A 5,175-nucleotide genomic window follows, 5' to 3' on the forward strand; every position below is an offset into this window, starting at 1 on the left:
GGCGGGGCGGACCGGTGTGAAGCAGAGCTGTGGCGCCGCTTAAGAAAACCTCGATGGACCGGGGCACCGCGATACGGCAGATTGCTAGGCGATTCCACTGCTCTCCCCGGCTGCGGGTGTCTTCGGCATGCCCGCGGCAGGGACCTCACCCACAGGAGCCGTACCGTTGAAGGCGCTGGTCAAGCAGAAGGCGGAGCCCGGACTGTGGCTCATGGACGTCCCGGAGCCCGAGATCGGCCCCGGTGATGTTCTGATCAAGGTCCTGCGGACCGGTATCTGCGGCACCGACCTGCACATCCGGGCCTGGGACGGCTGGGCGCAGCAGGCCATCCGCACCCCGCTCGTGGTCGGACACGAGTTCGTCGGCGAGGTCGTCGCCACCGGCCGTGACGTCGCGGACATCAAGGAGGGCGACCGGGTCAGCGGCGAGGGCCACCTGGTCTGCGGCAAGTGCCGCAACTGCCTGGCCGGACGCCGCCACCTGTGCCGGGCCACGGTCGGGCTCGGGGTCGGCCGCGACGGCGCCTTCGCCGAGTACGTGGCCCTGCCCGCCTCCAACGTCTGGGTGCACCGCGTCCCGGTCGACCTCGACGTCGCCGCGATCTTCGACCCGTTCGGCAACGCCGTGCACACCGCGCTGTCGTTCCCGCTGGTCGGCGAGGACGTGCTGATCACCGGCGCCGGTCCGATCGGCCTGATGGCCGCGGCGGTGGCCCGGCACGCCGGCGCCCGCAACGTCGTCGTCACGGACGTCAGCGAGGAGCGCCTGGAGCTGGCCCGCAAGATCGGTGCGAGTCTCGCGCTGAACGTCTCCGACGCCACCATCGCCGACGGCCAGCGCATCCTCGGCCTGCGCGAGGGCTTCGACATCGGCCTGGAGATGTCCGGGCGCGGCGAGGCCCTGCGCGACATGATCGCGAACATGACGCACGGCGGCCGGATCGCCATGCTCGGCCTGCCGTCCCAGGAGTTCCCGGTGGACTGGGCCCGCATCGTCACCTCGATGATCACCATCAAGGGGATCTACGGCCGTGAGATGTTCGAGACCTGGTACGCGATGTCGGTCCTGCTGGAGGGCGGCCTCGACCTGTCCCCCGTGATCACCGGCCGGTACGGGTACCGCGACTTCGAGGCGGCGTTCGCCGACGCGGCGAGCGGCCGCGGCGGCAAGGTCATCCTCGACTGGACCGCGTAGCCGCAAGTCACCCGCCTCTTCCAAGGAGCTTTCGATGTTCGACTCCGTGCGCGACGACCTGCGCGCCACCCTCGACGAGATCCGTGCCGCCGGTCTGCACAAGCCCGAGCGCGTGATCGGCACCCCGCAGTCCGCGACCGTCGCCGTCACCGCGGGCGGCCGCCCCGGCGAGGTCCTCAACTTCTGCGCGAACAACTACCTGGGCCTCGCCGACCACCCCGAGGTCGTCGCCGCCGCCCACGAGGCCCTCGACCGCTGGGGCTACGGCATGGCCTCGGTGCGCTTCATCTGCGGTACGCAGGAGGTGCACAAGGAACTGGAGGCGCGGCTGTCGGCGTTCCTCGGCCAGGAGGACACGATCCTGTACTCCTCCTGCTTCGACGCCAACGGCGGTGTCTTCGAGACGCTGCTCGGCGCCGAGGACGCGGTGATCTCCGACGCCCTCAACCACGCCTCGATCATCGACGGCATCCGGCTGTCCAAGGCCCGCCGCTTCCGCTACGCCAACCGCGACATGGCGGACCTGGAGCGGCAGCTGAAGGAGGCCGGCGAGGGCGGTGCGCGCCGCAAGCTCATCGTCACCGACGGCGTCTTCTCCATGGACGGCTATGTGGCGCCGCTGGACGAGATCTGCGACCTCGCCGAGCGCTACGACGCCATGGTCATGGTCGACGACTCGCACGCGGTCGGCTTCGTCGGCCCCGGCGGCCGCGGCACGCCCGAGCTGCACGGCGTGATGGACCGCGTGGACATCATCACCGGCACGCTCGGCAAGGCCCTCGGCGGCGCCTCCGGCGGCTATGTCGCCGCCCGTGCCGAGATCGTCGCGCTGCTGCGCCAGCGGTCCCGTCCGTACCTCTTCTCCAACACCCTGGCCCCGGTGATCGCGGCGGCCTCCCTGAAGGTCCTCGACCTGCTGGAGTCGGCGGACGACCTGCGAGTGCGGCTGCGGGAGAACACGGCGCTGTTCCGCTCCCGGATGACCGAGGAGGGCTTCGACGTCCTGCCCGGCGACCACGCGATCGCGCCGGTGATGATCGGCGACGCCGCGCGGGCCGCACGGCTGGCCGAACTGCTGCTGGAGCGCGGGGTCTACGTGATCGGCTTCTCGTACCCGGTCGTCCCGCAGGGCCAGGCCCGCATCCGCGTCCAGCTGTCCGCCGCGCACTCCACGGACGACGTGAACCGCGCGGTCGACGCCTTCGTCGCGGCCCGCGCCGAGCTGGAGGCCTGACCCGAGACACCAGGGCCGATCGGGTGGAACGGGACACCTCGTTCCGTTTGAGAGAATCGGTCCCATGATCGAAGCGCGGCGGCTCCACATCCTCCGTGCGGTGGCCGACCACCGTACGGTCACGGCGGCGGCCGCCGCGCTGTATCTCACCCCCTCCGCGGTCTCCCAGCAGCTCACCGCGCTGGAGCAGGAGACCGGTCACCGCCTGGTCGAGCGGAGCGCGAAGGGGGTACGGCTGACCCCGGCGGGCGAGATCCTGCTCGGCCACACCAACGCGGTCCTCGCCCAGCTGGAGCGGGCGGAGGCGGAACTCGCCGCCTACGGTTCGGGCGAGGCGGGCACGGTCACCGTCGCGGCCTTCGCCACCGGCATCGCGCAGGTCGTCGCGCCCGCGGTGGCCCGGCTCGCCGTCTCGGCGCCCGGCATCCGCATCCGGGTCCAGGACGCGGAGGGCGACGCCAGCCTCCCGATGGTGCTGGACCGGCAGGTGGACGTGGCCGTGGCCGTCGAGTACCGCGGGGCCCCGTCGGCCGACGACCCGCGGCTGACCCATGTCCCGCTGTACGCCGAGCCCTTCGACGCGGTCGTCCCCGTCGCCCACCGGCTCGCCGACACCGTCGAGGTCCCGCTCGCCGAGCTGGCCAAGGACCCCTGGATCGGCCCCTACCCCGGCAACCCCTGCCATGACGTGGTCGTCATGGCCTGCGAGAACGCCGGATTCCAGCCCCGCCTCGAACACTCCTCGGACGACTTCCGCGCGGTGGTGGCGCTGGCCTCGGCCGACGCCGGGGTGGCCCTGGTGCCCCGGTCGGCGCTGCGCGGCATGGACCTGAGCGGTGTGGTCGTCCGCCCGGTCGACGGGGTGGCCCCCACCCGTCGGGTCTTCGCGGCGGTGCGCAGAGGAGCCGAGGGACATCCGCTCATCCGCCCGGTGCTGGACGCGCTGGGCGAGGCTGCCCGGCCCTGACCCGCGCCCGACCCTGCTTTCGGGTTGTCCCCGTCCCCGGCCCCCTCTCTCGTATCTCCCGTCCTGCCGCATTCGCTGTCCCGGATTCGGGATACGGCTGTCCCAGATTTGGGATGCTGTCCCTGATTTGGGATATCCTCTCCGGTATGAAACAGGAAGTGGATACGACCGGACCGGGCGACGGTCAGGACGCCGACGCCCGCCCCGATGCCCTCCCCGATGCCCGACTGGACATCCGGCTCGGCGCCCGGCTGGCCGAGCTGCGCGCCGAACGCGGCTGGTCACTGGGCGAGGCGGCGGAGCGCAGCGGGGTCAGCCGCTCCACCCTGTCCCGCGCCGAGCGGGCCGAGATCAGCCCCACCGCCGCGCAGCTCAACCGGCTGTGCGCGGTCTACGGGCGGACCATGTCCCAGCTGCTCAGCGAGGTGGAGGCGGAGCCCGCCCGGCTGGTGCGGGCGGCCGAGCAACCGGTGTGGGAGGACCGGGCCTCCGGGTTCGTACGACGGTCCGTGTCGCCGCCACAGGCCGGGCTGCGCGGTGAACTCGTCGAGGGACGGCTCACGGCGGGGGCCGACATCGCCTACGACCGGCCGCCCGTGCCCGGCCTGGAACAGCACATCTGGGTGCTCGAAGGGACCCTGGAGGTGACCGCCCAGGACGTCGCCCACCGGCTCGACGCCGGTGACTGCCTGCGGCTGCGGGTCTGGGGGCCGACGCGGTTCCGGTGCCCCCAGGACGCGGACGTGCGCTACGTGCTGGCGGTGGTGCTGCCGTGACCGCGACCACCACCCGGCTCGACGCGCCCCGGCTGCTCGCCGCCGTCCCGGAGCTGGCCGACCTGCTCGCCGACACCGTGCACGGCGGCGCCTCGATCGGCTTCCTGGCACCGCTCGACCGTACGGACGCGATTGCCTGGTGGCGCGGGCGGGCCGAGGCGGTCGGCTCCGGGCAGCTCGCGGTGTGGGTGGCGCGGGACGCGGGGCGCGTGCTCGGCACCGTCACGCTGGCCTTCGCCGACAAGCCCAACAGCCGGCACCGCGCCGAACTCGTGAAACTGATGGTGCACCGGGACGCCCGCGGCCGGGGCCTCGGGCGCGCCCTGCTCGCCACCGCCGAGCAGGCGGCCGCCGAAGCCGGTATCACCCTGCTGCACCTCGACACGGAGACGGACAGCCCGGCCGAGCGGCTCTACCGCGCCGCCGGCTGGACCAGGGCCGGGACGATCCCCGACTACGCGGCGAGCCCGGACGGGGTGCTCCGGCCGACCACCCTCTACTACAAGCACGTGGGCGGGACGGTCCGCGCGGGCTGACTGTCGGTGGCAGCGGCTACGGTGCCACTCATGCCGGATGCCGAAGACGTACGCCGTATCGCCCTCTCCCTGCCGGACACCACGGAGAAGACCGCCTGGAACATGCCCACCTTCCGGGTCGCGGGGAAGATGTTCGCCACACTGCCGGAGGACGAGACCTCCATCGCCGTGCGCTGCCCGAAGGAGGAGCGCGAGGAGCTGGTCCTGGCCGAGCCCGGGAAGTTCTGGATCGCCGGCCACGAGGCGCAGTTCGCCTGGGTGCGGACCCGGCTGGCCGCGCTGGAGGACGAGGAGGAACTGCGGGACATCCTCGCCGACTCCTGGCGCCAGGCCGCACCGCCCCGGCTGCTGGAGGAGCACCCGGAGCTCGGACGTCCCGCCGACTGAAAACCCGTGGGCGTCGCCGGTGCGGCGTGGCATGATCCGTCGGCGGAAGCGGGGCGGGACCGGACCGGCCGGGGTGGGGC

Annotated in this window: 6 protein-coding genes; all 6 read left to right on the plus strand. The window is 72.7% G+C overall.

Translation table 11 applies throughout. From position 1 onward, the window contains the following. Positions 1 to 166 precede the first annotated feature (166 nt). Complete coding sequence (tdh, locus tag FNH09_RS44415; protein WP_152895556.1) at positions 167 to 1,195, plus strand: L-threonine 3-dehydrogenase; 1,029 nt, start codon at positions 167 to 169, stop codon at positions 1,193 to 1,195. Between the two features lie 34 nt (positions 1,196 to 1,229). After that, positions 1,230 to 2,429 carry a glycine C-acetyltransferase gene (locus FNH09_RS44420; protein WP_152895553.1) on the plus strand — a complete coding sequence of 400 codons (1,200 nt, stop codon included), beginning with the start codon at positions 1,230 to 1,232 and terminating at the stop codon, positions 2,427 to 2,429. Positions 2,430 to 2,493: 64 nt separating this feature from the next. Next, a complete protein-coding gene (locus FNH09_RS44425; RefSeq protein WP_152895554.1) occupies positions 2,494 to 3,396 on the plus strand; it encodes a LysR family transcriptional regulator in 903 nt (300 codons plus the stop codon). Between the two features lie 146 nt (positions 3,397 to 3,542). Further along, the gene (locus tag FNH09_RS44430; protein ID WP_238427465.1) at positions 3,543 to 4,172 is read left to right on the plus strand and encodes a helix-turn-helix domain-containing protein; all 630 of its coding nucleotides are present in this window, start codon (positions 3,543 to 3,545) and stop codon (positions 4,170 to 4,172) included. Further along, positions 4,169 to 4,708, plus strand: coding sequence for a GNAT family N-acetyltransferase (locus tag FNH09_RS44435; RefSeq protein WP_162470038.1), 540 nt, complete (start codon positions 4,169 to 4,171; stop codon positions 4,706 to 4,708). Before FNH09_RS44430 ends, FNH09_RS44435 begins: the two co-directional genes overlap by 4 nt. 30 nt (positions 4,709 to 4,738) lie before the next feature. Continuing rightward, on the plus strand, positions 4,739 to 5,095 hold the full coding sequence (locus FNH09_RS44440) for an MmcQ/YjbR family DNA-binding protein (RefSeq protein WP_152895555.1): 357 nt from the start codon (positions 4,739 to 4,741) through the stop codon (positions 5,093 to 5,095). Positions 5,096 to 5,175 lie beyond the last annotated feature (80 nt).

Origin of the sequence: Streptomyces adustus, from assembly GCF_009377175.1 — a bacterium.
Lineage (GTDB): Bacteria > Actinomycetota > Actinomycetes > Streptomycetales > Streptomycetaceae > Streptomyces > Streptomyces adustus.